At 41.8% G+C, this 26,997-nt stretch carries 30 protein-coding genes; 12 read left to right on the top strand and 18 right to left on the bottom strand.

Going from position 1 to position 26,997, the window contains the following annotated elements; translation table 11 throughout:
* Nucleotides 1-6: 6 nt before the first annotated feature.
* Nucleotides 7-723: a GNAT family N-acetyltransferase gene (locus M8998_RS13005; protein WP_249993542.1), complete on the bottom strand. Its 717-nt coding sequence runs from the start codon at nt 721-723 to the stop codon at nt 7-9.
* Nucleotides 724-771: 48 nt separating this feature from the next.
* Here M8998_RS13005 and M8998_RS13000 point away from each other — a divergent pair, with 48 nt between their 5' ends.
* Nucleotides 772-978, top strand: coding sequence for a hypothetical protein (locus M8998_RS13000; RefSeq protein ID WP_249993541.1), 207 nt, complete (start codon nt 772-774; stop codon nt 976-978).
* A gap of 243 nt (nt 979-1,221) precedes the next feature.
* Nucleotides 1,222-1,485 (top strand): hypothetical protein, encoded by a 264-nt coding sequence (locus M8998_RS12995; protein ID WP_249993540.1) that lies wholly within the window; start codon nt 1,222-1,224, stop codon nt 1,483-1,485.
* An 83-nt stretch (nt 1,486-1,568) separates the two neighbouring features.
* Here M8998_RS12995 and pruA read toward each other — a convergent pair whose 3' ends face one another.
* From pruA to M8998_RS12960, 7 genes are all read right to left on the bottom strand, one after another.
* Nucleotides 1,569-3,203: an L-glutamate gamma-semialdehyde dehydrogenase gene (gene pruA, locus M8998_RS12990; RefSeq protein ID WP_249993539.1), complete on the bottom strand. Its 1,635-nt coding sequence runs from the start codon at nt 3,201-3,203 to the stop codon at nt 1,569-1,571.
* 221 nt (nt 3,204-3,424) lie between these two features.
* Nucleotides 3,425-4,288 (bottom strand): AraC family transcriptional regulator, encoded by an 864-nt coding sequence (locus M8998_RS12985; protein ID WP_249993538.1) that lies wholly within the window; start codon nt 4,286-4,288, stop codon nt 3,425-3,427.
* A gap of 14 nt (nt 4,289-4,302) precedes the next feature.
* The gene (msrA, locus tag M8998_RS12980) at nt 4,303-4,947 is read right to left on the bottom strand and encodes a peptide-methionine (S)-S-oxide reductase MsrA (RefSeq protein ID WP_249993537.1); all 645 of its coding nucleotides are present in this window, start codon (nt 4,945-4,947) and stop codon (nt 4,303-4,305) included.
* A 101-nt stretch (nt 4,948-5,048) separates the two neighbouring features.
* Nucleotides 5,049-5,660, bottom strand: coding sequence for a superoxide dismutase (locus M8998_RS12975; protein ID WP_249993536.1), 612 nt, complete (start codon nt 5,658-5,660; stop codon nt 5,049-5,051).
* A gap of 100 nt (nt 5,661-5,760) precedes the next feature.
* Complete coding sequence (locus M8998_RS12970) at nt 5,761-6,231, bottom strand: nucleoside deaminase (RefSeq protein ID WP_249993535.1); 471 nt, start codon at nt 6,229-6,231, stop codon at nt 5,761-5,763.
* 23 nt (nt 6,232-6,254) lie between these two features.
* Complete coding sequence (locus M8998_RS12965) at nt 6,255-6,593, bottom strand: tRNA-binding protein (protein WP_249993534.1); 339 nt, start codon at nt 6,591-6,593, stop codon at nt 6,255-6,257.
* A gap of 3 nt (nt 6,594-6,596) precedes the next feature.
* The gene (locus M8998_RS12960) at nt 6,597-6,815 is read right to left on the bottom strand and encodes a hypothetical protein (RefSeq protein WP_249993533.1); all 219 of its coding nucleotides are present in this window, start codon (nt 6,813-6,815) and stop codon (nt 6,597-6,599) included.
* Between the two features lie 74 nt (nt 6,816-6,889).
* Between M8998_RS12960 and M8998_RS12955 the strand changes: the two genes are divergently transcribed.
* The 5 genes from M8998_RS12955 (at nt 6,890) to M8998_RS12935 (ending at nt 15,048) form a co-directional block, all read left to right on the top strand.
* The gene (locus M8998_RS12955) at nt 6,890-7,468 is read left to right on the top strand and encodes a porin family protein (RefSeq protein ID WP_249993531.1); all 579 of its coding nucleotides are present in this window, start codon (nt 6,890-6,892) and stop codon (nt 7,466-7,468) included.
* A gap of 153 nt (nt 7,469-7,621) precedes the next feature.
* On the top strand, nt 7,622-8,401 hold the full coding sequence (locus M8998_RS12950; RefSeq protein ID WP_249993529.1) for a succinate dehydrogenase cytochrome b subunit: 780 nt from the start codon (nt 7,622-7,624) through the stop codon (nt 8,399-8,401).
* Between the two features lie 54 nt (nt 8,402-8,455).
* Entirely contained in the window at nt 8,456-10,390 is a 1,935-nt protein-coding gene (locus M8998_RS12945) for a fumarate reductase/succinate dehydrogenase flavoprotein subunit (protein ID WP_249993527.1), read from the top strand.
* A 45-nt stretch (nt 10,391-10,435) separates the two neighbouring features.
* Nucleotides 10,436-11,209, top strand: a complete 774-nt coding sequence (locus M8998_RS12940) for a succinate dehydrogenase/fumarate reductase iron-sulfur subunit (RefSeq protein ID WP_249993525.1) — start codon at nt 10,436-10,438, stop codon at nt 11,207-11,209.
* Between the two features lie 86 nt (nt 11,210-11,295).
* Complete coding sequence (locus tag M8998_RS12935) at nt 11,296-15,048, top strand: ATP-binding protein (RefSeq protein WP_249993523.1); 3,753 nt, start codon at nt 11,296-11,298, stop codon at nt 15,046-15,048.
* A gap of 68 nt (nt 15,049-15,116) precedes the next feature.
* On the opposite strand, the gene M8998_RS12930 is transcribed toward M8998_RS12935, so the two are convergent.
* The 3 genes from M8998_RS12930 to M8998_RS12920 all read right to left on the bottom strand — a co-directional run bounded on the left by M8998_RS12930 (nt 15,117) and on the right by M8998_RS12920 (nt 17,933).
* Nucleotides 15,117-16,055 carry a DUF8428 domain-containing protein gene (locus M8998_RS12930; protein WP_249993521.1) on the bottom strand — a complete coding sequence of 313 codons (939 nt, stop codon included), beginning with the start codon at nt 16,053-16,055 and terminating at the stop codon, nt 15,117-15,119.
* Between the two features lie 94 nt (nt 16,056-16,149).
* Nucleotides 16,150-17,292 (bottom strand): GDP-mannose 4,6-dehydratase, encoded by a 1,143-nt coding sequence (gmd, locus tag M8998_RS12925; protein ID WP_249993519.1) that lies wholly within the window; start codon nt 17,290-17,292, stop codon nt 16,150-16,152.
* 98 nt (nt 17,293-17,390) lie between these two features.
* On the bottom strand, nt 17,391-17,933 hold the full coding sequence (locus M8998_RS12920) for a hypothetical protein (RefSeq protein WP_249993517.1): 543 nt from the start codon (nt 17,931-17,933) through the stop codon (nt 17,391-17,393).
* Nucleotides 17,934-17,981: 48 nt separating this feature from the next.
* Between M8998_RS12920 and M8998_RS12915 the strand changes: the two genes are divergently transcribed.
* The 3 genes from M8998_RS12915 (at nt 17,982) to M8998_RS12905 (ending at nt 19,264) form a co-directional block, all read left to right on the top strand.
* Entirely contained in the window at nt 17,982-18,314 is a 333-nt protein-coding gene (locus tag M8998_RS12915; protein ID WP_249993515.1) for a hypothetical protein, read from the top strand.
* A 77-nt stretch (nt 18,315-18,391) separates the two neighbouring features.
* Nucleotides 18,392-18,544: a hypothetical protein gene (locus M8998_RS12910; RefSeq protein WP_249993513.1), complete on the top strand. Its 153-nt coding sequence runs from the start codon at nt 18,392-18,394 to the stop codon at nt 18,542-18,544.
* A gap of 9 nt (nt 18,545-18,553) precedes the next feature.
* Nucleotides 18,554-19,264 (top strand): SDR family NAD(P)-dependent oxidoreductase, encoded by a 711-nt coding sequence (locus M8998_RS12905; protein WP_249993511.1) that lies wholly within the window; start codon nt 18,554-18,556, stop codon nt 19,262-19,264.
* 21 nt (nt 19,265-19,285) lie between these two features.
* Here M8998_RS12905 and M8998_RS12900 read toward each other — a convergent pair whose 3' ends face one another.
* Genes M8998_RS12900 through M8998_RS12885 form a run of 4 tightly spaced genes read right to left on the bottom strand, consistent with a single transcriptional unit; the run spans nt 19,286 to nt 22,000 of the window.
* On the bottom strand, nt 19,286-20,638 hold the full coding sequence (locus M8998_RS12900; protein WP_249993510.1) for an alpha/beta hydrolase family protein: 1,353 nt from the start codon (nt 20,636-20,638) through the stop codon (nt 19,286-19,288).
* 4 nt (nt 20,639-20,642) lie between these two features.
* Nucleotides 20,643-21,239 carry a YIP1 family protein gene (locus M8998_RS12895; protein WP_249993507.1) on the bottom strand — a complete coding sequence of 199 codons (597 nt, stop codon included), beginning with the start codon at nt 21,237-21,239 and terminating at the stop codon, nt 20,643-20,645.
* Entirely contained in the window at nt 21,226-21,693 is a 468-nt protein-coding gene (locus M8998_RS12890) for a hypothetical protein (protein WP_249993505.1), read from the bottom strand. Before M8998_RS12890 ends, M8998_RS12895 begins: the two co-directional genes overlap by 14 nt.
* A 31-nt stretch (nt 21,694-21,724) precedes the next feature.
* Nucleotides 21,725-22,000 (bottom strand): DUF2089 family protein, encoded by a 276-nt coding sequence (locus M8998_RS12885; protein WP_249993503.1) that lies wholly within the window; start codon nt 21,998-22,000, stop codon nt 21,725-21,727.
* Nucleotides 22,001-22,117: 117 nt separating this feature from the next.
* On the opposite strand from M8998_RS12885, the gene M8998_RS12880 reads away from it, so the two are divergent.
* On the top strand, nt 22,118-22,855 hold the full coding sequence (locus tag M8998_RS12880; RefSeq protein ID WP_249993500.1) for a lysophospholipid acyltransferase family protein: 738 nt from the start codon (nt 22,118-22,120) through the stop codon (nt 22,853-22,855).
* On the opposite strand, the gene M8998_RS12875 is transcribed toward M8998_RS12880, so the two are convergent.
* Both M8998_RS12875 and M8998_RS12870 read right to left on the bottom strand, forming a co-directional pair.
* Nucleotides 22,856-23,989, bottom strand: a complete 1,134-nt coding sequence (locus tag M8998_RS12875) for a glycosyltransferase family 2 protein (protein WP_249993499.1) — start codon at nt 23,987-23,989, stop codon at nt 22,856-22,858.
* Nucleotides 23,976-24,971 carry a lysylphosphatidylglycerol synthase domain-containing protein gene (locus tag M8998_RS12870; RefSeq protein ID WP_249993496.1) on the bottom strand — a complete coding sequence of 332 codons (996 nt, stop codon included), beginning with the start codon at nt 24,969-24,971 and terminating at the stop codon, nt 23,976-23,978. Before M8998_RS12870 ends, M8998_RS12875 begins: the two co-directional genes overlap by 14 nt.
* Nucleotides 24,972-25,106: 135 nt before the next feature.
* Between M8998_RS12870 and ruvC the strand changes: the two genes are divergently transcribed.
* Nucleotides 25,107-25,673 carry a crossover junction endodeoxyribonuclease RuvC gene (gene ruvC, locus M8998_RS12865; protein ID WP_249993494.1) on the top strand — a complete coding sequence of 189 codons (567 nt, stop codon included), beginning with the start codon at nt 25,107-25,109 and terminating at the stop codon, nt 25,671-25,673.
* A gap of 4 nt (nt 25,674-25,677) precedes the next feature.
* Here ruvC and M8998_RS12860 read toward each other — a convergent pair whose 3' ends face one another.
* A complete protein-coding gene (locus M8998_RS12860) occupies nt 25,678-26,718 on the bottom strand; it encodes a hypothetical protein (protein ID WP_249993493.1) in 1,041 nt (346 codons plus the stop codon).
* Between the last annotated feature and the right edge of the window lie 279 nt (nt 26,719-26,997).

Genomic DNA, 26,997 nt, shown 5'->3' with positions numbered 1-26,997 from the left:
TATAAATTAAAATCCCTTTACTGGCTTAACACCAACAGGGAATACAAATGTGACCATTTTTTTAGTGGATTTCCAGAGCCTTGCTTCGATGCGTTTGAGCAAAGATTGCTTTTTTGCGATGCGATTGAGCCGCTCTTTGGCTTCCGCTTTGCGTTGAATCTTTTCTTTGAGTTCGCGTTCTTTCTCTACCGGATCCCACAACATGGCTGTACACATACAGTTTTTACGCTCTTTAGCCGTCAGAATATCGAAATTTACGCAAGATTGGCAGCCTTTCCAGAACTCTTCATCTTGAGTAAGCTCCCCATAGGTGACTGGCTCGTAGCCTAAATCCGAATTGATTTTCATGACAGCCAATCCGGTTGTCAATCCGAATATTTTGGACTTTGGATACCGTTCGCGTGAAAGCTCAAAGATTTCTTTCTTGATGGCTTTGGCCAATCCCTCTTTACGAAATATGGGATTTACGATCAGGCCCGAGTTGGCCACATAATCGCCATGGCTCCAAGTTTCTATATAACAAAAACCCGCCCAGCGACCATCTTTGTGTAAGGCAATCACGGATTTGCCTTCTTCTATCTTCTTAGCAATATATTCTGGCTGCCGACGTGCTATGCCTGTTCCCCGCGCTTTGGCAGACTCAAACATTTCATCACAAATCTGCTGAGCATAATTAATATGCGAAGCATTAGCAGGAATAATCAAAAAATCTGAAAGTATCATTCTGAGACTTCGACCTAAAAAACATTCCACTCTACATGGAATCTATACATGAATTTAACGATTGTAATAGCAGCACACACCCGAGCACTTAATGGTGGCCACCTATCCGGAAATTTCCTGCCCTTTTATCAAGCTCTGGGCAGTATTGGTCGTCGAAATCGCAGAAAAGGACAACTCAACGCAAAACCTTGGCGCATAGCATATGCCACAAGCCCGTTATTTGCTCGTGATACTATCTGCGTATTATGGTTATGACAGTGCATTATCGTTTCTTCTTAAAATTCTGACAGACAAAAGTATAAAATATTTCCGTGTCAACAATGGTATTCGTTTTTTTTTACAAATACCCTAATATATTAACAAATATGCGACCAAGTACTCATCTTATGCATTCACAAATAATGATTTAATGAAAATTTGACGCGAATTTTATGACGTTAATATTCTAAACTTTAGCGAGTAAAAGCCTACTTTTGCGGAGTATAATTTAAAGTTATTATGGTTACTCCAAGTATTGTTTTCTACCTATTTTTTGCGATTCCCTACATCGGTATCATGTACTGGTTAGTTAAACAAGATAAGAAAAAGCATGCCTGGGGCGTCACCGTGATTACCGCTATTGCCATTGCGGGGTTTTTCGTATCTCAACGGGCCAGCAGAATTGCGGTACAGAATTACAAACAACATCAAATTGATGCGCGTAAGCAAGAGCAGGAAGCAGATAGCATATTGCGAACGTTGAATCGCGACACCGTTAAATAACTGCTCTTTAATAAGCATTTATCATAGCATGAAAAAGGGGCTTTCTTTCGAAAGCCCCTTTTTATATAATAAAAAATTCTCCTTTAGTCTTCTCCTAAAAACGGGTAACGGTAATCTGTATCCGGATTAAACGTTTCTTTGATCGTACGTGGAGAAACCCAACGTAAAAGATTGATCATCGAACCGGCTTTATCGTTGGTACCTGATCCACGCGCGCCACCAAATGGCTGCTGACCTACTACTGCTCCTGTACATTTATCGTTGATATAGAAGTTACCTGCCGCGTGGCGTAATGCCTGGCTTGCTTCTTCAATCGCGTAGCGATCTTGCGCAATCACAGCACCTGTAAGCGCATAGATGGACGTGGTATCCACTGTTTTTAATGTCTCAGACCATTTTTCGTCTTCGTACACAAAAATCGTTAATACTGGACCAAATAGCTCTTCTTGCATGGTCTCATAATCGGCGTTTTGAGCCAAAATTACAGTCGGGCGAATAAAGTACCCGGTTGACTTATCATAGTCTCCACCGAAAACTACCTCAGCATCTGCTGATTCTTTTGCACGATCGATGTACTTTGTAATTTTATCAAAAGCTTTTTCGTCGATCACCGCATTGATGAAGTTGGTGAAATCTTCTGTACCACCCATTTTGAATGTTTTCAGATCGTCCTCCATAAAGCCTTTCACTGCCGACCAAAGTGATTTAGGAATGTAGGCACGAGATGCAGCAGAACATTTTTGTCCTTGAAACTCAAAAGCTCCACGTACTAAAGCGGTACTTACCACTTTTGCATCTGCAGACGCGTGTGCTAAGATAAAGTCCTTACCACCAGTCTCACCAACAATGCGTGGGTACGTTTTGTACACATGAATATTTTCTCCGATCGTTTTCCAGATATCCTGAAATACTCCTGTAGAACCGGTGAAGTGGATGCCCGCAAAATCAGCATGTTTGAAGATCACTTCTCCAGCATCTGGACCAGATACATATACCAGATTAATAACACCGTCTGGCACACCTGCTTCGCGGAAAATTTCCATCAGCACATTAGCAGAGTAAATTTGTGTGTTAGAAGGTTTCCAAACCACCACGTTACCCATCATCGCTACTGAAGTCGGTAAATTACCGGCGATAGCCGTGAAGTTAAACGGCGTTAATGCAAACACGAATCCTTCTAAGGGGCGTTGTTCTACACGATTCCACACTCCTTTAGGCGATACAGGCGGTTGCTGAGCATAAATCTCGGTCATGTATTTCACATTGAAACGCAAGAAATCTGCAATCTCACATGCCGAGTCAATCTCTGCTTGAAAAGCATTTTTGGACTGACCTAGCATCGTTGCTGCATTAAGCTTATAACGATATTTGGTAGAGATCAATTCCGCCGCTTTTAAGAAAATAGCTGCACGGTGCTCCCATGGCAGATTTTCCCAAGCTTCTTTTGCAGACAATGCTGCATCGATCGCTGCCGTTACGTGCTCTTTGGTACCTTGATGGTAATGACCTAGAATGTGCTTATGATCGTGTGGAGGTGTCAATGGCGATTTATTTCCAGTACGCACTTCTTCAGATCCGATGTACATCGGAATATCTACCTCTTGTGCTCTCGCTGTTGCGATCGCCTCTTGAAGCAATTTTCTTTCTTTGGTTCCCGGCGCATACGAATAAATGGGCTCGTTGATTGGATTGGGAACATTAAAAAAACCTTTCAGCATAACTTTCCTTTTTTATCTTATTCTTATGGGTAAAGATACGGGAATGTGGACACAATTCATAAACGCCGATTGTCTGAATATAAACATATATTGTCCATCCTTAAGACAAGACCAGCATCATCTACTTCAATTACAAGCCTAATTAACAAGTATATAAATAATCAAATCGAAAAATCAATCACGAAATACTTAACAGTAAAATGACAAATTTAGTCTATATATTACACTCCGTGCTGCTGTAGGTAAAGCCTGGGTGAAACCTGCATAATTTGCTTAAATACCCGGTTGAAGTGCACTGCATTTTTAAAACCGACCTGAAATGCAGCTTCAGCAACAGACTCTGTCCGTCTGTTGATTAATAGCTGGCAAGCCTTCTCAATGCGTAATTCATTTAAGAAGCCGACGTAGGTTTTGGTCGTATGCTTTTTGAAGAATTTACAGAATGAACTCGATGTCATATGGACAAGGCTGGCCACATCAGCAATAGCTATATCCTCATGCAAATGATCGAAGGTATATTTATATACCGCACTAATACGCGCGCCGTCCTTATCTGAATAGCTGATCTTACGCGCACCAGAATAGAGGGACTCCGCCTCATACCGATGCTGAGTCAGCGTGTGCAGCATGGAGATAAATTCCACAAACCGAGGAATGCCGCTTTTTGTTGATAGTTCCCTGAAAAAAGGCTGTAAGTCACGGGCATGTTCTGCTCGTACCCTTTTACTGGCATCCAAGCCAATTAAATAACGGCCTACCTGATCAAATTCTGGAATCACAAATAATTTTTCCATACGTTCCAGATGTACGAACACATGCACAAGACGCACGGTTTCGTCGTACACACCTGGCTCTTCATATTTCGTAAACATGTGAGGTTCATCGGGCCGAAGGATAAATACATCGCCTTGTTGAAAGGATTGTGCCACATTGCCAACCACAATGGTTCCCCTCCCTTGCACAACACAAGTTACTTGCAGTTCCGTGTGGCGATGGTAATAGCCATAAAGAGAACTCCCTATATTTTCGAGGGTGGCAAATACACCTTCACCGTAAACTGGAACAGTAAACCGAATGGGTTCCATCGAAAAAGCGAGGATTATTTTAGCTTATCTGCAAAGACCTTTTTAAACTTATCCAACTTCGGCTGTACCACAAACTGACAGTAGCGATCGTTAGGATTCTTATTATAATAATCCTGATGATAATCTTCTGCGGGATAAAATACATTTGCCTTTTCGATCGTGGTTACGATTGCTTTATCGTACACTTTCTCCGCATTAAGCTGTTTAATGTAATAATTTGCTTTCTCTTCTTGTTCGGCATTAAGTGGAAACAAGGCTGAACGATATTGTGTACCCACATCGTTTCCCTGACGATTTAACTGTGTAGGATCATGCAGTTGAAAGAAGGCTTTCAGGAGCTCATCGTAGGAAATTACTTTGGGATCGTACGTGATTTTCACTGCCTCAGCGTAACCTGTTTGCCCAGTTGTAACCTGCGAATAGGTTGGATTTTCTCCTTTACCGCCAATATATCCTGAAATGACCGTATCTACTCCATCTAACAATGATAGGGAAGTCTCAATACACCAAAAACAACCTGCTGCCATAATCGCTTCCTGACGATCGTCACTTACAGGCAATGTCGCCAGAGATACTGGCTTAGAGGTGTTGGATGTAGCTTGGCAGGATGCAAAAACAAGCGAACATAAGGTAAATAAATACACAATCTTTTTAGTCATAATACGTGCTTTTATATAGCTAATATACGAAAGAAGCTGCCTTTTGGTTTTAGCAAAGACAGCTTCTGTTCTTATACAATGATTGGGTTGGGGGTCACAAATTACCCTTTGGCCGCTGCATATCTTTCGGCTACGGCACTCCAGTTTACTACCTCAAAGATAGCTTCTAGATAAGCCGGGCGCTTGTTTTGATATTTTAGGTAATAAGCGTGCTCCCATACATCGATCCCGAAGATTGGCGTACCTTTCACCTCTGCCACATCCATTAATGGATTATCTTGATTTGGCGTAGAAGTAACGGCTAACTTTCCATCTGCTCCAACGATCAACCAAGACCACCCAGAGCCGAAACGTGTAGCTCCTGCTTCCTGCAATTTCTTTTTCAAATCAGCAAACGAACCAAAAGTTTCGTTGATAGCATCTGCCAACTCGCCTGTAGGCTCGCCGCCCGCGTTAGGGCCTAGTACAGACCAGAACAAATCGTGGTTGAAGTGACCACCACCATTATTACGTACCGCTGCTGGATATTTGCTAATATTTTTAATCAATTCTTCCAAAGATGCGCCAGCTCCATCGGTATCCGCAAGAGCTTTATTCAAGTTATCTACATAAGCTTGATGGTGACGATCGTGATGGATTTCCATCGTATCTTTATCAATGTGTGGTTCTAATGCGTCGTTAGCGTATGGTAACGCTTTCAATTCGAATGCCATAATTATATAATTTTAGTATAAATCAATGCTGCATGTGCTGCGTTACGAAGATAACAAATGTTTGGTTTTTATGTTTGAAAAGCACTCTTTCTATTGACCATCATCGTCTTTTATTACGAAAAAATGATTGTATGAGCTCGCTACATGCTGACTCTAATACTCCACCCACGATTTCTGTCTTAGGATGTATGATACGATCATGAAAAGCACTGTAACCTCGCTTATAATCTTTTGCGCCGTATACAACCCGATCCAGCTGCGCCCAGTAAGCGGCACCAGCACACATCACGCAAGGCTCGATAGTAACATACAGCGTACAACCTTTTAAATACTTCCCTCCCAAATGATTAGCCGCTGCAGTAAATGCCTGCATCTCGGCATGTGCGGTCACGTCGTGCAACCGCTCTGTAAGGTTGTATCCTTTTGCAATAATCTGCCCGTTGGCGACAATTACCGCTCCGATTGGAATCTCATCTTCCTCATAGGCGATTTTTGCCAATCGTAGCGCTTCTTGCATATATAATTCGTCTATCGAATGTGAGGTTTCTTCCTCGATACTAAAATACCTCATCTATTTGCTTAATATTTGCCTATCTAACTCAATCTTGTACCGTTTGGAACCTCTTTATCTACCGTCGTCAAAACGATATCGCCATTCGCATCTGCGAAACCCGTTACTAGACATTCAGAAAAGAAATTAGCAATCTGCTTACGCGGAAAATTCAACACGGCAACGATCTGCCTACCGATCAATTCCTCCCGCCTATAATGAACCGTAATCTGTGCGCTAGATTTACGCATACCTATTTCTGTTCCAAAATCTATTTGCAATTGATATGCGGGCTTTTTAGCTTTCGGAAAATCTTGCACATCTACAATCGTACCGACACAGAGGGCAACCTTCTCAAAATCCGACCAAGTGATTTCTTCCATGATCTATAGCCTGTTCGTATGAAGATCTTGCAACTCTTTAGCCAATGTAAACCGGACATATTCTGCATCTCGCCGAATTCTCTTTGCTAATCGCTGTACGAACGCTTCTTCTTCACCTGGTGTATAGGTTAAGTCTTCTTCGCTCAACGTGTTGTACTTTCTAGTAATCTTTAGTCGAATGATTTCCCATTCTTCTGCGGATATTTTTAGTGTATTTGTCATATGTCGGGACTATTCGTGGCTTTATTTTTGTGAGGCTAACGTATCTATTAAAAAGTTAAATTAAAAATATTAGGATGAAAAAACGAATACTATCCCTATTTGTTGCTTTGGCAACGTTTGCTACCGCTCATGCACAATTGCTTCCAACTTTTGATTTGGGATTGAAAGCTGGTATGAACTTTAGCAGTTTACGTTCCAATGGAAACTATTTTGATTCAGACAGCAGAGCTGGATTCCTTGCTGGTGCATGGGGTCGTGTAGGCATGCTGGGTCTTCACCTTCAACCGGAGGTTTATTACTCTTCAAAAAACACCACAATTATGGCAGAAGGTGAGTCTCAAAATTTACGCTTCTCTACAATTGACGTGCCTGTATTATTAGGCACAAAGATCGGATTAGGTCCTATTGGCGCTCGCATTCAAGCAGGTCCAATATTTTCTTTTATCTTCGATAAAGACAATGTGACCAGATTTGACCGCGATGTCAATTTCCGCGACAACTTCGCTGCTATTGCAGGTGGTGTTGGAGTAGACATTTCAAAATTGTCATTAGACCTTCGTTACGAACATGGTTTAGGAAATCTAAATCGTGGTGGTGGAGACAGACAACGTTTGAACCTTTGGACGTTAGCTTTAGGTTTTCAGGTATTCTAGAATCTCGCATTCTTACCGATTTATAGAGGGTCGTCCAATGTGGGCGACCCTTCTGTTTTAGAACAATTCTAAATTGCTCTTTTTAACCCACGCAACAAGGGTTATTGTGTATTATATGATAAATTTGTGACCAAATATAAATTTTAAAGACTAATGAGTAAATCAAAGCCGGTGTTAACTTCTTCATTAGGGAAGAAACTCGTGATGAGCTTGACAGGACTATTCCTGTGTACATTTTTGATAGTCCATTTGATCGGTAATTTTCAGCTTTTTAGCGACGACCTTGGCTATTCTTTCAACAACTATGCCTACTTCATGACGCACTTTACGCCGATTAAAGTAACCTCTTATTTGTTGTACGCATCTATTATCATTCACGCGGTGTACGCGTTAATCCTAACCATCAGAAACAAGGCAGCACGTCCTATTGAGTACAATCAATATGATGGAAAAGCAAACAGCACTTGGAACTCCAGAAATATGGGCATCCTGGGTACCATATTATTGGTATTCATTGTTACGCACATGCAAAATTTCTGGTTTCAGTACAAATTCGGCACTACTCCTTATGTAGAATACCGAACAGACATTACTACTGGTGATCGGATGACTGACCAATTTGACGAAACTCCTGCTACCTACACGGGTTACAGAACTTTTGTTGATAACGGAATCGAAGTCGTGCAGTCCAAGGACCTATACAGACAAGTAGCGGTTACATTCCAAAACCCTGTAATTGTATTCTTCTATGTATTGGCGATGGCTGCGCTGTCTTTCCACTTAATCCATGGGTTTCAGTCGGCTTTTCAGACGTTGGGTTTTAATCACCGCCGCTATATCGGGGTGTTGAGAGCTATTGGCGTGTGGGGATTTGGCGTGCTTATTCCAATAGGATTTGCGCTGATGCCTTTATATTTTTTCTTTTTAAAATAATGTTATTTACAGGTGTTGCTTCGCAGCATCTTATAAATAGATAGATCGTTAACTATGTTAGATTCTAAAGTACCTGCTGGCCCATTAGCTGAAAAATGGTCCAAACATAAATTCAACATGAAGCTGGTCAATCCGGCCAACAAACGTAAATTCACGATTATCGTCGTAGGTACGGGTTTGGCAGGTGCTTCGGCAGCTGCTTCTTTAGCCGAGCTGGGCTATAATGTAAAAACATTTTGTTACCAGGATTCTCCACGTCGTGCGCACTCTATTGCGGCGCAAGGTGGTATCAACGCGGCGAAAAACTATCAGAATGATGGTGACTCCGTTTACCGCTTATTTTACGACACCATCAAAGGAGGAGATTACCGTGCTCGCGAAGCAAACGTATACCGTTTGGCGGAAGTTTCTGTTAATATTATCGATCAGTGTGTGGCGCAAGGTGTACCTTTTGCCCGTGAGTATGGTGGCCTTTTGGATAACCGTTCTTTTGGAGGATCACAAGTGTCGCGTACATTTTACGCTCGTGGACAAACGGGACAACAATTGCTTTTGGGCGCATACTCTGCATTGAACCGTCAGATTCAAAAAGGAAAAGTAACTTCCTATACCCGTCACGAAATGCTCGACTTGGTAAAAATAGACGGACATGCACGCGGTATTGTAACCCGTGATATGATTTCTGGCAAAATCGAGACCCACGAAGGACATGCAGTATTGTTGTGTACTGGTGGTTATGGAAACGTATTTTTTCTATCGACCAATGCGATGGGCTGTAATGTAACCGCAGCTTGGCGGGCACACAAACGAGGTGCTTACTTTGCAAACCCATGTTATACGCAAATTCACCCTACTTGTATCCCGGTAACGGGCGACCACCAATCGAAGCTGACCTTAATGTCTGAATCTCTTCGTAATGATGGCCGTGTTTGGGTTCCTAAAACAAGAGAAATCTCGGCAAAGCTTCGCAAAGGTGAGTTGCACCCAGCTGAAATTAAAGAAGACGACAGAGATTACTTCTTAGAGCGTAAATATCCATCTTTCGGTAACTTGGTACCACGTGACGTAGCTTCTCGTAATGCCAAAGAAGCAGTAGATGATGAGCGCGGTGTTGGTAAATCCGGTGTTGCTGTATTCTTAGATTTCACAGATGCTATTAACCGCTTAGGTGAGGATACGGTGCGTGCTAAATATGGTAACTTGTTTGACATGTACCACAAAATCACAGACGAAAACCCATACAAACAGCCGATGCGTATTTATCCAGCGGTTCACTATACTATGGGCGGTGTTTGGGTAGATTACAACTTGATGACGACTGTACCTGGTTTGTACGCTTTAGGAGAATGTAACTTCTCTGATCACGGGGCTAACCGCTTAGGTGCGTCTGCGTTGATGCAAGGATTATCCGATGGATATTTTGTTATTCCATTTACTGTTGGAGATTACCTAGCTAACTTAGGATCATTTGCTCCTGTAGATAAAAATCATCCAGCGTTCGAACAAACACGTCAAGAAGTAGAAGGAAAAGTAGCGGCCTTATTGGCATTACGTGGTACCAAAACCGTTGATGATATCCACAAAGAATTGGGTAAAATTATGTGGGAATACTGCGGTATGGCTCGTACGGCAGAAGGTCTGACTAAGGCTAAAGCCATGATACAAGAATTACGTAAAGACTTCTGGCAGAACGCTAACGTATTGGGTAAAAACGAAGAGCTCAACTTGTCTTTGGAGAAAGCCGGTCGCGTGGCTGACTTTTTGGAATTAGGAGAGCTGATGGTAGATGATGCACTAGACCGTAACGAATCGTGTGGTGGTCACTTCCGCTTAGAATCGCAAACTGATGAGGGAGAAGCGATGCGTAATGACGAAGAGTACACTTATGTGTCCGCTTGGCAATATACAGCAGATAACCAGCCGGAAGTGCTTCATAAAGAAGATTTGGTCTTCGAGAATGTTAAATTAACCCAAAGAAGTTATAAATAAGATCCATTGGGCTTCGCGCTCAATGTGTTACTCTATATAGATGTTATGAGTGGACATATGAATTTAACGCTAAAAGTTTGGCGTCAGAAAAACATACAGGATAAGGGGCAGTTTGTGACCTATCAAGCCAAAGATATTGCAGACGATATGTCTTTTCTAGAAATGCTAGATATCGTCAACGATGATCTTACACGCAAAGGAGAAGACCCGGTATATTTTGATCACGATTGCCGTGAGGGTATCTGTGGTATGTGTTCATTAGTGATTAATGGACGTCCGCACGGGCCAGAATATGGCACCACGACCTGTCAATTACATATGCGTTCATTCCACGATGGACAGACTATCGTGATCGAGCCTTGGAGAGCAGCAGCTTTCCCAGTATTAAAAGATTTGGCAGTAGATCGTACTTCTTTCGAGCGTATACAGCAAGCTGGTGGTTATGTGAACGTGAACACAGGTGGTGTACCAGATGCGAATGCGATCGCTATTCCTAAGCGTATCGCTGATGAAGCCTTTGAATCGGCTACGTGTATCGGATGTGGTGCATGTGTGGCTGCTTGTAAAAATGCTTCTGCGATGTTGTTTGTTTCCGCTAAAATATCTCAGTTTGCGTTAGTACCACAAGGCCAGACGGAGCGCTACGAACGTGCACAAAGTATGGTCGATCAGATGGATGCCGAAGGATTCGGAAACTGTACGAATACTGGTGCTTGTGAGGCTGAATGTCCTGTAGGAATCAAAATGACAAATATTGCTCGTATGAATAGAGAATATTATACCGCTAAGTTGTTCCGCGAAGAAGACGTACACAACTAGCCGTAGCTAACATCAACAAAGAAGTCCGCGCCATTCACTTTGGCGCGGACTTTTTGTTATATTTAACCCTCTAAACAATCTTCTGTATGGGAAATAGAGTTCTTCTTTTGCTGTCTATCATTATGTTGTTGCTTTTCGCCACGGCATTGATTATACATGGCACCATCACAGAAGCAGATATGTTGGCGATCAACACGGAGACCGTCTCTAAAAACATTCACAAAAAAGAGAAAGTTATAGAGGAATTATTTGCAGACTCTCTGGCACTGAAAACTTTTGAAAATGTGGAGCGATACCCAAAACAGGCGCTTGACATGACTAAAAGCTATCTGGATGACGAGCTTGTTTTATTTTACGTCTATAAAAAAAATGTACCTATATTCTGGAGTTCCAATTTAATAGTACCGCCGAGTGACCGTCCTTTTATACAGGATGCTACTTTTATTAACACGGAGCCGCGTTCGTACATTGTGAAGAAAAAAGATATTGGTCAGGATATGTCTGTTATGGCCATTATACTTGTTAGGCGGGCATTTAATCATTCTAATCCCTACCTTACCAATCGTTTTTACAAAAACATTATTGCTTCGGATAATCTGGAGATCGCACAGTACAGTGATAATGAAATTGTGCGGAATGTTTATAGTAAAGGGGGCACATACTTATTTTCGGTCAAATTTAAAGAGGGTAAGTATCACAATGTGTACCTTACTATTCAGCTGCTTTCGTGGGTTTTAGGCTCAATTATATTGCTTTCCCTTATTAACAGGGTATGCATTACGTTCGCAAAAAAGGGCTACGCCTGGGCATCGGCATTTGCTATGGCAGCCGTGCTCGTATTCCTTAAGTGGATTTCTTTACAAGCAGACTGGCTTTCAGCCACCTCTAGCATGGAGCTGTTTGATCCAAGATACTATGCTTATAATCCATTTCTACCAAACTTATGGGAATTCATTATCACGACAGTGAGTGCCGCATGGCTAATCTTCTACATCCGTAGTATACAGGTGTACCTTGCAGATCAAAATCCATTTAAACGCGACTTTCAAGCATTATTGCTGGCAGGACTAGCTCTATCTAGCATTTACCTACTCAGTAATTTGTTGCTCGAGCATCTTAGCACCTTGGTCACGCATACGCCTAGCGTCAATATGGACTTTACCAACATTCTGGGTTTTAGTCACTATAGCTGGATAAATGTCTTTCTATTCTGCATCAACATTATTCTACTGCTCCTGTATATTGATTTTGCCATTGGACAAGTACGTACGATGTTGGGTAATCTCACGACAGAAATCAATATGCAACTGATTACGTTGATTCTGTTTCTCTTTATCAGCGCCTTGTTTTTTGAACAGGCAGTATACTACAATCTCCTAGTTGGTGGGGTACTATTTATCCGCTCTTATACACGCCACAAAAACACGCAGTATTCCTTTTTTAATATCGTGATTGTTTTACTATCTATCTCTCTCTTGTCCTCTTTTATCTATCATAAAAGTATTCGGACCGTAAAACAGAGAGAGATGGATTTGACATTGCAACATTTGGAGGCCGAAAATGACCTAAATGCGATATCCATATTTGTTGAGATGGAAAGAAATATGGCAGCAGATTCTACGATCATGCGTCAATTACTTCGCGATGCTGTAACGAACCATCAATCACAATTACTCAATAGCCATATTAAATCTCGGTACTTGGGCGGGTATCTTTCACGATACGAGCATCAATTTTATTATTATATCGACGAACTACCATTAGAGGAATACGATAATGATAAGATGACAGAATACCGCGAAAAGGTGATTAACTATGCAGTGCGCGTGCCACAAACAGAGCATTTTTATCGTGTTCGTAGTGAGCTGGGCACACACGAGTATTTTTTCCAGATGGACGTTCCGATAGATGAGGCTTCTAACGCACAGATCTTCATCAACCTAAAAAATTATGCCTATAGCCCATCACTGCCCTACCCGGAGTTTCTGGTAGACAACAAGGTCGATCTTATCCGGGAGCATTACTCCAGTGATGCCGCATTTGCGTTGTACAAAGATCGTGTTCTGCTCACGCAAAATGGTAACTATGTATACCCTGCTCAGGATACGCAATTTCCGGCTGGCTTGCACAAAACTATGGAACTTCCGGACGACAAAGGCTTCTATCATATGATGCTGCGTCCGGACATACATACGACCATCGTCGTTAGCAAGCCTAATTTTGATATTTCGCAATCTTTGGCGATCATATCCTTCCTGTTTATTTCCTTATTTATTGTATACCTGCTGGCACTAATGATTCAATATCTCACGACAGTAGCATTTCGAAGGTCTTTTAGTTGGCGTACATTACAATATCAATTCATCTTATTGCGCAACAAATTGCGGTACAGTACCCGAATACAGACCATCGTCATTTTTACCGTGATCTTAGCTATCCTGATATCTGGTACCATTGCTTTCTTCACGATCCGGAAACAATTAGAGACGAGTAATCTTGCATTACAAGAAAGCTATAGTAAAGAGGTCTCTCACAAACTCGAAAACCTGCTGTCTGATTCGGAGAAGAAGGCTTGGACGGAAGATGCTGTACAGCGGATACAAGAGATTAATGAATTCTCTAACTTGGATGCTAATATTTACGACAAACGTGGTATGCTGGTATACTCTTCTCAGCCTAGAATATTCGAGTCAGGACTAGTCTCTCAATACATTAATCCCGATGCGTACAATGAGCTAAATGTAATTAAGAAAACGAATGTAACATTGACCGAGAGAATTGGTGACTTCTCGTTTAACTCCAGCTATTCTACGATTAGAAATGAGGATAATAATTCTGTCGCATTTGTCAACATTCCAAATTACGCAGCAAAAAAAGAAGAGATCAGAAACAGTAATTTGTTGCTCAATTCTTTGCTTAATATCTATACCGTTATTATCCTTATTGCCGGTTTCATCGCGGTATCGGTATCTCGTTTGATCACCAGACCATTATTGATGATTGGCGAAAAGATGGCTGAAACAACGGTCAGTGGTAAGGATAATGAACCGCTCTACTGGGAGCGTGATGACGAGATCGGCGCTTTAGTAAAAGCGTATAATCTCATGTTGGTAAAAATGGATCAGAACACAAAGCAGCTAATGAATGCTGAGCGGGAGTATGCTTGGAGAGAGATGGCCAGGCAGGTAGCTCATGAAATCAAGAATCCACTCACGCCGATGAAATTAGGGATACAGCAGCTGATGCGCTCTTTCAATGAGCATGATCCACGATTTGAAGATCGTTTCAAAAGGTTTTCTGATTCATTTGTAGAGCAGATTGATAGCCTGTCGAAAATTGCCGTGGAGTTTTCAAATTTTGCGAAACTACCCGACACAGAATTGGTCAACATTGACATATTAGAGAAGGTTCGAGAAGTCGTTACATTTTTCAATAGCTCAATGAATACCAACATACTCATCGCCAATAAGACTGGTCGCGACAAGCTTCACGTATTGGGTGATAAGGATCAAATCTTACGTAGTTTTAACAACTTGATAAAAAATGCAATTGAGGCTTCTCGCGGACGTAAAAGACATGCAATCAAGATCAGTTTATCTCTGCTGGAGAACGACTTGTTGAAAATTGCTATTGCAGATAATGGCCTGGGAGTACCAGCTGATGTAATCCCAAAGATTTTTCAGCCAAACTTTACTACGAAAAGCTCTGGAACGGGATTAGGACTGGCATTTGTCAAGAAAACGGTAGAATCTATGCAGGGTAAGATTTCATTCACTACCGCAGAGAATGTGGGCACTACATTTACAATCATCTTACCGATGGACAGCGCTGATCAATAAAATTGGTTATGTTCTGTAACAGAGAAAGTTCAGGAATTAGAATTATCCTTATTTGACGTATCTTATCGTTATTTCAGCACTAAACTAGCGCGTCCCATAATGGCGTTGTCAGCATATAATAATACGGTATACGCTCCTTTTTTAAACCCGGCGTTTTCATCAGCCCAATGTAACTGATATTCCTCGCCATTGTTTGTAAAGGTAATTGCTTCTTTAAAAGTATACTGCAGCTTCTCGCCATGCACATAGAAAAGATCTTCGGAGTTGGCAATAAGATTTCCGCTGGGATTAATAATGCGTACAAAGACCTCCTTCTTGCCAATTTCCGCAATCGGATTATCTGCAATGGTAAAACTTATCTGCAACTCATCCACGCGTTTTGCACGCGCATTAGTTATGTGTGAACCATCTCTTTTGTTAGAGATCCCATTAATCGTAACTTTGGATACCTTTATGGAGGATGCCTTCGACATCTTGCTTGTCAGCGCAGATTGCGTGCTTCGCAGGCTTCTAATTTCTCTGGCACTCTCATCCAGCTCGTCTTTCAACAAACTATTTTCCTGAGCCAATAAATCAGTCTTAACGCGAAGTCCTACTACCTCATCGCGAAACTGAGAGACACGATCTTTAAGACCACTTACTTCCTTGCGGACATTAAGTAAGTCATCTTCAGACAAATCATTTTTATTTAAATCCTGACGGAGGTTATTAATGACCATACGCGCCTCACTTTCTGAAGCTTCCAAGTCTGTGGTATAATCCACTCCCTGATTACTCGCATTATCAAGTTCTGCTTCAATACGATCAATATCGGTCTGAAGGTTTTCACGCTGCAGTGTTACCGTATATAATTTCTCACCAGAAGATCTAAATTTTATGTAAAAATAGACATTGGTCGCAACCAGTGCGGCAATGGCTATAATAAAGAAGTATATATTTCTATTCACACCAGATTGAGGTGCTTTTTTTTCTTCTTCTCTTTCTAATTCCGCTCGATCAACATTCATCCCTTATGTACCCAAAAGTCGAGAATACTCTAACTGTAAACTATTTAAATTTTAATGATTTCATAATATATACAAAAACTATTCCAAGGTAGATTTATTCAAAATAGTTCAATGTATCAAAGCCACCTTTCTTGAGGTAGGCGTCTTTGCGCATGAGCTGCAGATCTGACTGCACCATCTCCTGCACCAATTCGTTCAACCCATATTTTGGATGCCAGTTTAATTGGCTTTTTGCTTTATGTGGATCGCCAACCAAAAGGTCTACTTCGGTAGGTCGGAAGTACGCAGGATCTACTTTTACCACTGTTTGTCCAAGTTTGATATGATCTGCATCGATCCCCAATTCCTTCATCCGATCTTGATCCCGGTCTATCACCACACCTTTCTCTGCAACACCTTTACCACTGAACTCGACTTCAATTCCTAATTCAGAAAAACTAAGACGAACAAAATCGCGTACACTAGTGGTTATACCTGTTGCAATTACATAATCTTCTGGCTTCTCCTGCTGCAAGATGAGCCACATCGCCTCGACATAATCCTTGGCATGCCCCCAGTCGCGCTGCGCAGACAGATTTCCTAAGAAGAGTTTATCCTGTAGTCCTAAAGCAATCTTCGCGGCTGCTCTTGTTATTTTTCGAGTCACAAAGGTTTCACCACGTACAGGGCTTTCATGATTAAATAAAATACCATTGCATGCAAACATACCGTAGGCTTCGCGGTAATTGACCGTAATCCAATAAGCATACATTTTGGCGACAGCATAAGGACTTCTGGGGTAAAAGGGTGTAGTTTCACTTTGTGGAACCTCTTGTACCAAACCGTATAATTCGGATGTAGAAGCTTGGTATATTTTTGTTTTTTTGACCATTCCCAATAGACGGACGGCCTCCATAACTCGTAGTACACCAATGCCGTCTGCATTTGCGGTATATTCTGGAGTATCAAAACTAACTTTAACGTGAGATTGCGCGGCGAGATTATAGATCTCATCGGGCTGTGTTTCTTGGATGACACGAATTAAATTCGTGGAATCCGTTAGATCTCCATAGTGAAGAATTAGATTACGATGCTCTGCATGGGGATCTTGATAGAGGTGATCTATACGATCTGTATTGAAAAGCGAACTTCGTCGCTTCAATCCATGTACGATATATCCTTTCTTCAGTAAAAACTCGGAAAGGTAAGCCCCATCCTGACCAGTTACACCCGTAATTAACGCTACTTTTTGATGCATAGCAATCTAATAATTTCCCCAAAAATAAAAAAAACCTCCTAAAGTGCAGTACACTTTAGGAGGTTAGTCGATTACGCGCAGTTATGGCGCCCTATTAACTAGTCTAAACGAGTGAAATTAAATACTAAATTTCCCTCTCCTTGTTCCAAAGGAATAGGCATACGCATCACCATAGTTTCTCCATCTGCATACGACAGATCCAATCGGTAACCTGTTGTTACGTTAGACGCCTTATCTCCTGCGTACAATTTCTTAAACTGAAACTGAGGCTCACCCATTCCCTTACCTGGGTTAAAGATAGACCAAACAATGTTACGAACAGCTCCATTAGCGCATAAAGTGCCTTCACTTCTAAATTCAATGCTTCCGCGGTAATTTCCAGTTGGCAATTCCCAAATACTGCCTACAAAACATTCTACCGGTGCTTCATCAAAAATATTTTTTACGGTGTAAGCCGCAGGAATATCTTCCCGATCTACGGTATTTAATACCCACTTGCCTTTCACTCCTGCACGCCATTGTGCTGCAGTTGGCCCGGATTCTGCTGTAGCAGAACCTGCAGATTTACGTGGCGCTCCACATGAGCCAAACACAAAGACAATCGCTAAAAGCGATAATATCGAAATTACCTGTTTACGCATAATACTAAATTTGATATTTTTGATCATTCTTAAAATCTATTCATTGCTATGAAGACTCCATCTTCCAAAAATCATACCACTAGCAAGATCGTCGCAAAGTCAATATTACGATTATTTTTTGTTTTGTTCGTGATGTTACTGGCTTTTTATGTTACGCAAGACGCTTCAAAACTGAGTCGTATTAGCTTGTATTTTGCGAACAAATGGTTCTTACTTTTTCCGATCAGTCTATTCATTCTGTTTGTAGGGCTACTGATTAAGGTATTGAAAAATAAGTACGTGCGTACAGAATACAATTGGTTGATGTCTTTAAATGGCGGCTTCTTAATCGTATACCTATTGCTATTATTTGCCCGGATATATCCATTGGTATTTGGATAGGAAGCCACAGGTAGTTTTTACAGCACGAACACCCAAAATTATTCAAACCATGTGGTCGAAAATCGGGAAATATATCTTTGAAAGTACTGATTACTAGTGCGCCGATCTACTTTGTGGTGTTACAGATTGAGTTTGATGTGGTGGGCTATAAGCTAGCCGTCTCCAATTATGTGACACTGCTGATATTAGCATTTCAAATAGAATCATCATCTTTACCAGAAGTAAAATAAAAAATTAATATGGCGAATATCATTATTACTGGAGCGAGTAGCGGCGTAGGCTTTGAAGCGGTATTGGATCTTACTGCAAAGAAGGAAAACAAGGTTATTGCATTAGCACGGTCCGCGGATAAGTTGCGGAAGTTACACGAAATATCGACCTCACTCAACCCCGATGGCGGCACATTGTATCCTGCACAGTTTGATATCGTATACGACGATTACCTGGACTCACTGATCCCTTTCATTTCTTCTAAATTTGATCAAGTGGACATTCTGATCAACAATGCAGGTACGTTAGTGAACAAACCTTTTTTGGAAACTTCCGCAGAAGACTTTGCTCAAGTGCTACAAACCAATTTGCTGGCACATGCAAAGATGATTCAACACATCGTGCCAATGATGAAAGCGGGTAGCCACATCGTGAACATCGGCAGTATGGGCGGTGTGCAAGGCTCCTCAAAATTCCCAGGTTTAGCAGCTTATTCCGCAAGCAAAGGCGCCCTAGCGATATTGACGGAGTGCTTGGCGGAAGAATTTAAACCATTGGAGATATCTGTAAACTGTCTCGCTCTGGGGTCTGCACAAACAGAAATGTTTGAAGAGGCGTTTCCAGGTATTCAGGCGGGTACGTTGGCCTTCGAGATGGGTAGATACATTGCTGAATTTGCACAGACAGGAAATAAGTATTTCAATGGCAAAGTATTACCAGTAGCTAATACAACACCGTAAGCCATACTTTTCTAGCAAGTGCTATAGCCCATTGATCCAGTTGGCGATGTCTTTAAGTAGCTCCGGCTCAATCGTAGTTTCAATGGTGTAGTATTCTTGTAAAGCGCCTGTTTTTGCTGGTTGCAGCAAATGATTTAAGTTTGGATATGTTTTAATGCGGCTTTGTGGATTACCAGGCAGATTAGCCACCAACGATTTCTGGTTTTCTTTAGCAGGCACCTGAATGTCTTTGTCTCCAAATGCAGCATAAAGCGGAATATTGATCTTTTGAATAAAAGGTACCGGATCTATACGCATAAAATAACGATAGGGTTCCAGCAGCATCACTTGAAGCTCTTTTTGGAGTGCACCAGACGCTCCACCGACAGATCGCATGTTTTTAAGCAATTGACTCATGGCCACGGGTGCGGGCAAATTACTTTTTACGATTTCAAAATTCTTGCGATTGATTGGGCGAACTTTTGCTAACTCTGCTTCACTCATTCCTTGACTTTTACCTACGTGATATAGCTGCAGGACCATCAAGGAGTCGATTGGCATAGCAGGCCCAGCCAGTGACACGATAAATCGCAAACCCGGCGCATGCTGACCGGCCAGTAAAAGCGAGATCAATCCTCCTTCACTATGCCCAATCATCCCCAAGCGAGCGGAATCCACATTCGTTTGCGTTTTTAAAAACGTCAAGCCAGCAAGTGCATCCCTGCTAAAATCCGCAATATTACTTTGCAGAAAATTTCCAGTGGATTGTGCAATACCACGGTCATCGTACCGCAGCACAATAATACCTTGCCGGGTAAGATAATCTGCCAATACCTCAAATGGTTTATGATCTTCAACTTCAGAGTTACGATTTTGTGGACCTGATCCGCTTACCAGAATCACGGCCGGATATCTCCCGGGCTCTTTTGGTTGGGTAAGCGTGCCAGCCAGCGTTACATCGCTAGCGGTATTCTCAAACGAGACTTCCTTTCTGTCGTATGGATAAGGACCTATCGGTTGCTGAGGTCGCTTTACCGTTTGGGTACTATCATATCTTCCCAAGCGCAATGCAGCCGCATAATTTCCTTGGCTGAAGGTACCGTCCACGTGTTCGCCATCAGCAGCAATGCGCCCACGATAAGACATGCCCAATGCTGCAGATTTCATATGGATAGAATCGCCCGTTACCTCAATGACATTCAGTTTAAAATCCAATCGCGTTTGGGACGGACTGCGCACGGTACCCGTCCAACTATCTCCCTTTTGCAAAGAAAACAAGAGTGGTAAACTGCCATTAGGGACGGCCAAATCGCCTTTCCAAGCACCTTCAAATGACTGCGAGACGCCGCGACAAGAATAAAAGAACGTTACTAAAATTATAATTATAAATCTCATTTTACTATTTTACGTACGGTCCCCACAGGTGCAACAATGTATCGGCTATGATGATCACTAATACAATCCATACCGCATGAACCCTTTTTTTAGAATTCATGGCTATCTTCATGCCAACTACCAATAAATAGAAAAAATAGACAAGTAATATCAGACCAATTATACTAGTAACGCCGATTACTAACAAATCGAAAGGTGCAACTGTCTCTAGCGTCATATCCCCAGCTTCAATTGCGCGTATTATGTGCTCACTTTTGGATCTGGAATAGGGATTAAGCAACAAAAATCCAACTACATAATTCACTACTTGCGAAAGCATTAGCACGATAAATACATCCAGCCATCGAACTTTATTATAAAGTGCCTTTGCCATGCCCCACAATAAAGCAGAAGGCAACAAGATGTTGATCGCTACATTTACAAGGCCTGCATACCAGGAAACTTCAGAAACTAAATGTTGCTGAAAAACACCGTCTGGCACGTAGCGAAACAAATACACCTGTACCGAAGCCCACACGTATCCAATGAAACCGATCCAGAGCATCGCGCGATCGGATAAGTTCTCAAAGGGATTTATTAGTAACTGACTATATCTGCTCATGTCTTCTGTTATCTAAAAATTGCTGAATTTCTTCCGGTTTTTGAGTACCCACTAATACCTTACTGCCATCTTTAAATTGAATCTGAAAACCATATTTCCCCTGAACGGTGTACGCTGTGCCTTGAGGCCCGATTCGATATCCCCAACCTCCATAATCTAGCAGAGTATATTTCTTGATCTGCACATCAGCGATTTTGTCCCAAGTCCATAACTTGCGCCATAGAAAAGGTTTGAAATCGACCATAATTCCAGTGCTATCAACGGAAGTGCGTAGCCTGACGAAAGCAAAAAATACAACTGTTAAGAATAGAATAGACAAACCAATAATCGGCTCTGACCCCCACTCCTTTTCTCGGAGCGCACCAAAGACGCCTACTCCTACTAATAATAGGAACAGGACAAAGAACCATCGCGACCAAAAACTTTGCGTTTCTACATACCTGTTATTTTCCATTTTAAAAAGGATTAGTTGCTGTACGGTTATATTACTTACTTGCTTTATTATTTTTCAACTTTGAGATGAGATCATCCAGTTTGTTTCTCACCGTTGGATAGCTTTTACCCATCTGACTAGCCATTTCTTTCAGACTTCCAGAATTCTCTAAAAATCGGATCACAAACTCCTGTTCTTCTCGATCCAGCAGCATTAGAGGTGGCAGATCGTATGTACCACTTACCTCCGTTCCGCAGGCATGGCATTGCAATTTGGCAACGCGAAGATCTGCATCGCAGCTAGGACAAACTGTAGGGAGCTTCATCATAAATTTTAATTTTATTAAATATAATATTAATTTTATTAAAACAAAAATTAATATTATCAATATACTGAGCAGAGATTTACGTTAGGACATTTTGTATCTTTGCAAGTAGTTTAAATTATGAGAAAAATTATTGGGTATTTGCTGTCACCGCTCTTTTACGCCGCGTTTTTTGTGGTACTTATGGTATTTCATCCTATTCAGTGGCTTTGCTTAAAATTCGGTGGTTATACTGCGCACAAATGGAGCGTTGATATCTTAAATGGTGGTCTGGTCGCTTGCAATTATTTATTATTTAACTCCGTACGTTTTATTGACAACGTGGATTTACCAACTGGCACACCTATCGTGTTTGTTGCAAATCATCAAAGCATGTACGACATTCCACCACTTATTTTCTTCTTACGCCGATTTCACGGAAAGTTTATCTCCAAGATGGAATTGGCCAATGCGGGTATTCCAAGTATCTCATTTAATCTAAAACATGGTGGTGCTGCCAACATCGACCGTAAAGATCCCAAGCAGTCTATTGCGGAGATTCTGAAGCTAGCGGAAAATATGGATAGCCAAAAATGGTCTGCGTTTATCTTTCCGGAAGGAACGCGTACTAAAACAGGGCAGATGAAAGCCTTCTCCATCGGCGGGATTGCCACGCTGCTCAAGAAGAATCCAGATGCCTTGGTAGTGCCGATTGCAATAAACGGCTCGTATAAGATGGTGCAATGGGGCATGTTTCCTTTAAGACCTTTCACGGCCATGTCTTGGGAAGTATTGCCTCCTATCGAAAAAGGAGATTTGCTGGTAGATGAAATTGTGTTGGCCGCGGAGAAGGCTATCCGAAAAAAGGTAAATGCCTAACTATTTAACGGTCCTTCCCTTCCAATCGTATTTGCCAATATTACCTGCAACACCAATATATACGAGATACAGTGCGTGCGCAAAAGATAAGAAAGGTAAGTAGCGCAATAACTCTGTACGACGCACAAACTGGGTAATGGGTAAGAGAAATATGAATTCTACCGCGACTTTTAGTACTACACAAATAGCGAATACCCAATCAAATACGGGCAACATATAGAAGAATTGGACCGTACCCCATAATAGCGCAAAGTTGAACAGCCAAATCACAATACCCAAAGCAACGATCCGTTTGTCTTTGTATTTTGTACTCTTGGATGCCCAACGTTTTCTCTGGCTGATGAATGAGGCTAATGTTGGCTTAGCTTCTGTGTATACAATTGCCTCCGAAGATTTGCAGAAGCCAATCTGATGAGCGGATCCCTCCGAAACCTTGTGTAATAATAATTCGTCATCACCCGACGCCAAATCATCTATTCCCTTGAAGCCACCTACGCGATAGAAGGTTTCTTTACGATAAGCCAGATTGGCTCCATTACAGGTGGTAGGCACGCCATTGCCGATACCAGAAGCACCCAACCCGATTAAATACAGAAATTCTAGGGTTTGTAAGCGCTCGAACAGTGATTTCTCTTCGTGATACGCTACAGGAGAGGATACCATCTCCAATCTACCGCGCTCCATATAATCCACCACTGTTTTGATCCAATTCGGACCCATACGGCAATCTGCATCGGTGGTCATAATAATATTGCCAGACGACAGATCAATGGCTTTGGCAATGGCTAGTTTTTTATAGGAGTTAAGCTTGTCGCCCTCATCCAGCTGCAGCAAACGAACACCTTGATCGTGATAACCGCGAACAATCTCGGCAGTTCGATCCGTAGAGTGATCATCGATCACGATAACTTCTAACAAATGCTTGGGGTAAGATTGCGCAACCATGCAATCCAGCGTTCTCTCAATATTTTCCTCCTCGTTTCTAGCCGCGATTAGCACCGATACAGACTCCAAATTCTGCACTTTGGTTCGTGTTGTAGAAAAGCCGGTGCGATACCAACCCAACCGCATGTACAGTACCAAACCTACGTACACTAATGTAGCAACCAATAAACAGCTATTAAGACTTTCCATTCCCCCCGACATAATTAACGTGAAACACAAAGAAAGTGCCTATGATGGCGGGTAATATTAGGTTGACAAACCACACGAAAGATACGATTGCCATGACAGCGATCTCCTGTGTAGTTATGTAGGCATATAAATTACTCGCCACAAAGCTGCGCACACTGAAGTCGAACAAGTCCAACGACGGCACAGCAGCCTGCACAAAGAACAAAATAAAAATCATAAATACCATCGATAACATGGGCAACTCGGGCAAAAAGAATACCATGAGTACCATATACTGCGATGTGAAGATAGCAAAGCGGGCAAAGGAAATCAATAATACATGCCATAATTCTCGTGTAGAAAAGTTTTCCAGAATACCAAAGAAGGGCTTTACTTTGGCCAGAAACTTCACTTTTCCGACTAGCACATCAATCCAATGCACATTGAAATACAGCACCAGAAAAGCAGCTGCATAGATACCTCCTATCATCCATACGGCCAATTTTACAAAGACTGGTGTAGGAAGAAAGGTCTGTACAAACCAGGCAATACTTAATGCTCCAAATACACTCGTTAGCACGAGTTGTGCAAATAATCCCACGCCCATTGCTACCGCACCGGATGCACGATTCTCTGGTTTGAGTAAAAGTACGCGTCCGCCATACTCTCCAATTCGATTGGGGGTAAAAATAGCCCAGGTCAATCCACAGAATACCGATCGGATGGCAGTCCACCAACTCAGTTGCTCAATTTTTTGACTCAAGTACCTCCACTTAACCACTTCAAGAAACCAGTTGGCAAACATCATGATCACCACTAAGCCTAAGACCAGCCAAATAGAAGAACCATCGAACTCATTGATCAAAGTTTTGAATTGCTTAAGGTTTTGTTGGTGACTTATCTTGCTATATACAAACCAGGTCGTCAACGCCACAATGAGCACTTTTATGAAAATATTGAGATATGTCTTCTGTACTTTGTTCAAGATAATTTTTGAAAGCACAATGTTAAGAATTTTTTAACACATAGTCGGGCAAACAGTGGGGTAATTTCCAGCGGAAATTTCCAGCATATCGTGCGCCCGAGACCAGTAAGAGCAGCATCCGGGACTGTAAATATAATTTTGTAATATTGCTCCATGCAAAGGGAGAAGGCGAAAGAGCGAATTATATTAGGAATAGACCCCGGTACGGTCGTGCTAGGCTATGGCGTGGTCAAAGAGGTGGGCAGTAAAATTACGCTGGTGAGCATGGGTGTTGTAAAAATGGGACATTTAGATGATCACGCCCTGAAATTACAACGCATTTTTAAAAAGACCACTTCTCTTATCGAGCAGTATAAGCCAGACTGCATGGCGCTAGAAGCGCCATTTTATGGAAAAAACGTGCAGGTAATGCTAAAACTTGGCCGAGCACAAGGTGTAGCCATGGCAGCGGGTCTGAACTACGATCTGCCGATCTTTGAATATGCGCCTCGTAAAATAAAGCAATCGGTCACTGGAAGTGGTAATGCCAGTAAAGAGCAGGTTGCTGCTATGCTAAAAAGTTTATTGAAGTTCGAAGAAAGTCCCGAATTTCTGGATGCGACCGATGGTCTGGCTGTCGCTGTATGCCATTCCTTTCAAAAGGTAGGTTCATCGGGCAAAAGCACCAGCTACTCCGGCTGGGAATCCTTTGTAAAAGACAATAAATCACGGATAAAATAAGCATTTACAATTTCACCTGCCGGATTACATTTTTCACATTCAACTCTACGATATCAATCATCGTTTTGCACCTTTCGTAAGCCGGATTTTTATAAAATTCGGCATAGCCGGATTTTAGCTGCTGGATATTTTCTGGTGTAGATACGGGTTGCGATCGCGAAGCATCCCGTAAATCTTTAATTCTATGGCGCTCACTTCGTACCCGATGTACGATAGACGAGTGCTCTTCTTGCTGATATTGCAGCACCGTGCGTTCGGTAAGGTACTCCATCGAAAGCTTCACATAAGGGAAATTCTCTTTGAAAAACTGTGGCATATATACCTTAGGATTCCCTTCATAAAATTGCTGATCAAAATCAATCGCTCTAATACGAAATTGAAAGTCATCGAAATCTGGCGTGATCTGCATCACAAAGTTGTAGGCGCGCATATCACCCAAAAGGGAGATGATGCATCGTTCGTTAAATTTCACGAACTCTTTGGCTATCCGCGTCTGGTTGAAATCTTCGCGACGCATAGTGGTCTTGGAGAAAACATCTCCGGGAATGCCGACTATATGCTCTTCCACCAAGGTATCTCGGTCATAAATGTAGTTTACCTGATTGGGAGAAATAATTTCTTCCAGCTCTAAGCCCAATATGCGCGAGGCATCTGCTTGTTTTATATAGAAGTAATCGTAGACATCGTTCAAGCGATTCACAATCTTCACCCGAAAGGGCTTTGTATTGCCAAATGCGCAGTATTCAATACGTTCGACAATCTTATGCTCCACGATCTTTGTATTTCCAGATGCTTTCAAACTAGCATACACGACTTTAAGCTTTGCATGCAATTGCTCCAAGGTGTGCTGTGGGTACAATGGAGACTCCCAATAGGTATCTTCGCCATGCTTATCATATACTGGCACAGATTCATCAAATTCCAATAGATCGACATAGCTCACGGGCAAACGGGCATCTCGCTGATAGAATTTCAGGTATTTTGACAAAGCCGCATCTACGGCAAACCGTGGCTTCTTTCTGGAAATATTTACGTCATCTAGCATTTGTCTTGTTACTTAGTAAGGCACTGTATCCTGTAAGGTATTTGCTGCCGCATGAGCAAGCAATTTATAAAAAATATAATAGTATCATTCCCGGCTAATTCAAAACACATCACTAGAAATCACCAAGTAAATTTAGACAATCTATTTGACTACCTAGAGTCAAGATTCTATGACAATATCATAAAAAATGTGTGGTAATATTACAAACAAAACATACAAATACTAATTAAACTTATTATTTTTGAAAAAGTTTAATTTAATCGAGCTAACGGAAGCACT

The sequence above is a fragment of the Sphingobacterium sp. lm-10 genome (assembly GCF_023554555.1).
Taxonomy (GTDB): domain Bacteria; phylum Bacteroidota; class Bacteroidia; order Sphingobacteriales; family Sphingobacteriaceae; genus Sphingobacterium.
Note: the sequence above shows the minus strand (reverse complement) of the source record. Positions and strands in the feature narration are given on the sequence as shown.

What these genes read in the sequence shown, in the direction of transcription:
- M8998_RS12860 (WP_249993493.1), bottom strand. Translation starts at nt 26,718, where the DNA reads ATGCTAGATGACGTAAATATTTCCAGAAAGAAGCCACGGTTTGCCGTA.
- M8998_RS12885 (WP_249993503.1), bottom strand. Translation starts at nt 22,000, where the DNA reads ATGATGAAGCTCCCTACAGTTTGTCCTAGCTGCGATGCAGATCTTCGC.
- M8998_RS12975 (WP_249993536.1), bottom strand. Translation starts at nt 5,660, where the DNA reads ATGGCATTCGAATTGAAAGCGTTACCATACGCTAACGACGCATTAGAA.
- M8998_RS12900 (WP_249993510.1), bottom strand. Translation starts at nt 20,638, where the DNA reads ATGAGATTTATAATTATAATTTTAGTAACGTTCTTTTATTCTTGTCGC.
- M8998_RS12940 (WP_249993525.1), top strand. Translation starts at nt 10,436, where the DNA reads ATGAGTGGACATATGAATTTAACGCTAAAAGTTTGGCGTCAGAAAAAC.
- ruvC (WP_249993494.1), top strand. Translation starts at nt 25,107, where the DNA reads ATGCAAAGGGAGAAGGCGAAAGAGCGAATTATATTAGGAATAGACCCC.
- M8998_RS12915 (WP_249993515.1), top strand. Translation starts at nt 17,982, where the DNA reads ATGAAGACTCCATCTTCCAAAAATCATACCACTAGCAAGATCGTCGCA.
- M8998_RS12965 (WP_249993534.1), bottom strand. Translation starts at nt 6,593, where the DNA reads ATGGAAGAAATCACTTGGTCGGATTTTGAGAAGGTTGCCCTCTGTGTC.
- gmd (WP_249993519.1), bottom strand. Translation starts at nt 17,292, where the DNA reads ATGCATCAAAAAGTAGCGTTAATTACGGGTGTAACTGGTCAGGATGGG.
- M8998_RS12905 (WP_249993511.1), top strand. Translation starts at nt 18,554, where the DNA reads ATGGCGAATATCATTATTACTGGAGCGAGTAGCGGCGTAGGCTTTGAA.
- M8998_RS12920 (WP_249993517.1), bottom strand. Translation starts at nt 17,933, where the DNA reads ATGCGTAAACAGGTAATTTCGATATTATCGCTTTTAGCGATTGTCTTT.
- M8998_RS12995 (WP_249993540.1), top strand. Translation starts at nt 1,222, where the DNA reads ATGGTTACTCCAAGTATTGTTTTCTACCTATTTTTTGCGATTCCCTAC.
- M8998_RS12985 (WP_249993538.1), bottom strand. Translation starts at nt 4,288, where the DNA reads ATGGAACCCATTCGGTTTACTGTTCCAGTTTACGGTGAAGGTGTATTT.
- msrA (WP_249993537.1), bottom strand. Translation starts at nt 4,947, where the DNA reads ATGACTAAAAAGATTGTGTATTTATTTACCTTATGTTCGCTTGTTTTT.
- M8998_RS13005 (WP_249993542.1), bottom strand. Translation starts at nt 723, where the DNA reads ATGATACTTTCAGATTTTTTGATTATTCCTGCTAATGCTTCGCATATT.
- M8998_RS12960 (WP_249993533.1), bottom strand. Translation starts at nt 6,815, where the DNA reads ATGACAAATACACTAAAAATATCCGCAGAAGAATGGGAAATCATTCGA.
- M8998_RS12890 (WP_249993505.1), bottom strand. Translation starts at nt 21,693, where the DNA reads ATGGAAAATAACAGGTATGTAGAAACGCAAAGTTTTTGGTCGCGATGG.
- pruA (WP_249993539.1), bottom strand. Translation starts at nt 3,203, where the DNA reads ATGCTGAAAGGTTTTTTTAATGTTCCCAATCCAATCAACGAGCCCATT.
- M8998_RS12880 (WP_249993500.1), top strand. Translation starts at nt 22,118, where the DNA reads ATGAGAAAAATTATTGGGTATTTGCTGTCACCGCTCTTTTACGCCGCG.
- M8998_RS13000 (WP_249993541.1), top strand. Translation starts at nt 772, where the DNA reads ATGAATTTAACGATTGTAATAGCAGCACACACCCGAGCACTTAATGGT.
- M8998_RS12970 (WP_249993535.1), bottom strand. Translation starts at nt 6,231, where the DNA reads ATGAGGTATTTTAGTATCGAGGAAGAAACCTCACATTCGATAGACGAA.
- M8998_RS12955 (WP_249993531.1), top strand. Translation starts at nt 6,890, where the DNA reads ATGAAAAAACGAATACTATCCCTATTTGTTGCTTTGGCAACGTTTGCT.
- M8998_RS12875 (WP_249993499.1), bottom strand. Translation starts at nt 23,989, where the DNA reads ATGGAAAGTCTTAATAGCTGTTTATTGGTTGCTACATTAGTGTACGTA.
- M8998_RS12930 (WP_249993521.1), bottom strand. Translation starts at nt 16,055, where the DNA reads ATGAATGTTGATCGAGCGGAATTAGAAAGAGAAGAAGAAAAAAAAGCA.
- M8998_RS12950 (WP_249993529.1), top strand. Translation starts at nt 7,622, where the DNA reads ATGAGTAAATCAAAGCCGGTGTTAACTTCTTCATTAGGGAAGAAACTC.
- M8998_RS12895 (WP_249993507.1), bottom strand. Translation starts at nt 21,239, where the DNA reads ATGAGCAGATATAGTCAGTTACTAATAAATCCCTTTGAGAACTTATCC.
- M8998_RS12945 (WP_249993527.1), top strand. Translation starts at nt 8,456, where the DNA reads ATGTTAGATTCTAAAGTACCTGCTGGCCCATTAGCTGAAAAATGGTCC.
- M8998_RS12935 (WP_249993523.1), top strand. Translation starts at nt 11,296, where the DNA reads ATGGGAAATAGAGTTCTTCTTTTGCTGTCTATCATTATGTTGTTGCTT.